This window comes from Pseudomonas sp. R62 (genome assembly GCF_000257605.1).
GTDB lineage: Bacteria > Pseudomonadota > Gammaproteobacteria > Pseudomonadales > Pseudomonadaceae > Aquipseudomonas > Aquipseudomonas atacamensis.
The window spans coordinates 2,348,816-2,350,480 of sequence record NZ_JH635998.1; the positions used below are offsets into that span (position 1 = coordinate 2,348,816).

3 protein-coding genes are annotated in these 1,665 nt (G+C 54.9%); all 3 read left to right on the forward strand.

Annotated elements, in window-relative coordinates; all coding sequences use genetic code 11:
- The first annotated feature begins 8 nt into the window (after positions 1–8).
- Positions 9–515, forward strand: coding sequence for a hypothetical protein (locus OQK_RS11530; protein ID WP_238537214.1), 507 nt, complete (start codon positions 9–11; stop codon positions 513–515).
- Between the two features lie 4 nt (positions 516–519).
- Complete coding sequence (locus tag OQK_RS11535; RefSeq protein ID WP_016772523.1) at positions 520–1,065, forward strand: hypothetical protein; 546 nt, start codon at positions 520–522, stop codon at positions 1,063–1,065.
- The coding region (locus tag OQK_RS30420; RefSeq protein ID WP_016772524.1) for a hypothetical protein at positions 1,052–1,665 on the forward strand (614 nt) is incomplete at its 3' end. The genes OQK_RS11535 and OQK_RS30420, both read left to right, overlap by 14 nt.

Genomic DNA, 1,665 nt, shown 5'->3' on the forward strand with positions numbered 1-1,665 from the left:
GCTACAGCGTGAAAGGATTTTCAGTTCTTCTCGGCAGCTTGATATTGGCTGCCGCGTCCATGGCATTCGCTGCCGATCCAGTCTTCAAGGATTACACCGTCACGCCAGTTTTCACCGGCCCCAACCATAAACTGGTGTCGCAGGAAAACAGCAGCCCAATGATGGATCAGGCACGGGTGCAAGCCCTGAAAGGCAAGGTCAACTTCGCCGGCCATTACATCCTGCACAGGCTCGGTTGTGGCGGCAGCGCCATTTGCGGCGAAGTGCTGGATGCCCAGACCGGTGAAGTGGTTGGCGGTTTGCCGAATGCTTACGACGGCAGCACGTTCGGCATGGTTTACCAGCCCGATAGTCGCATGGTCATCGTGTCCGGCATCACGCTCGACGGCGAAGAAGATGCGCAGGGGAATGTGTTGGAAAGCGGTAATCGGGATCGTTATTACGAGTTTGTGAACAACGAATTCCGGCTGCTGAGCATGACCGACGTGGAATCGTCGCCGATGGATGAGGAGTGAGTGGATGAACCGTCTTCTCGCGGGCAGCGTTTCGCTGCTGCTCTCTCTGCCAGCTTTCGCCGCGCCTTCGGACACCTTTACCCAACGCGATGTCATGCAGTGCGGCGGTGTTGAAGTGGTGTTGGTGTCGTCCTGCCGATCGGTGACGGTGGATGGTGCGCAAACCCACGTCATCCCGGTTTGCTCTGACCAAACCATCAACATCGGCGGCAAAGTGCTTCGTCGCGATATCGGCAAAGTTTCACAGCTCACTTCCGACGGTGCGAAGACGAAGATGTTGAGCAATGTTGTTGTGGCGATGGATTGCGTGGAAGGCACCAAGGGCAGTCTTGTTTCGATAGGCGGCTATGGCGGTTGTGGTGCCTGCGCGGAGTGGCATGGGTATTACTCGACAGCAGGGCGATTGGAGCAATACAGCTTCGATAATAACCAACGCTCTTTCGGCTCGAAGGGATCTCGGGAAGAGCTGATCAAAGCCTATGGCGTTACGAAGAGACAGTTAATGTCAGAAAGCCCGGCGATGAAGAGGATCGTCTATGGCCAGCCTTAAGTGGGTGTTGATGATCGGCAGCTTGTTCAGCGCTACCAATGTCTTTGCCGTTGACCCGCCAATAGTGGGAGCCGCCGGAAACACAGTGACGTTCCAGGCAAAAAAATGGACTTCACCCGTCGTGGAATCTACCAATGCCTGGTTCACCGCGAATGGAAAAACGTTCCCGTTGTTCCATGCCGGCATTGGTGCTCAGGCTTATCCTGAATGGCTCAGCCCTGACAAAAAATTTCTACTGGCGACTGCGGTGGAGTACGGCGTAGTCATAGGTGAGAACGGTGAGGAAATAGCGACATCACAAGGGCATTGCGATGTGATCTCGATGGAAACCGGTTGCGTGCTTGCTGAGAGTTACGAGCGGTTTTGTGAGGGTAAATGGGTAGGCAATCAATGGGTTTCCGAAGAGGGCGGGGTGCTCAATCCTGTCTTGGAGACTAAGTCACCCAAGGACCTGCTGAAAAATGCTTCGGGTATCCAGCCTGCGCAGTTCCGAGCAGAGTCCATCGAATGGAGCCTGAGCTTTTTGAGCCCGGAATCCTACATGGCGTGTCATCCCCCCGCGCAAAGTGTTCAGGCTTACAACGACCTCGGTTTTTTACT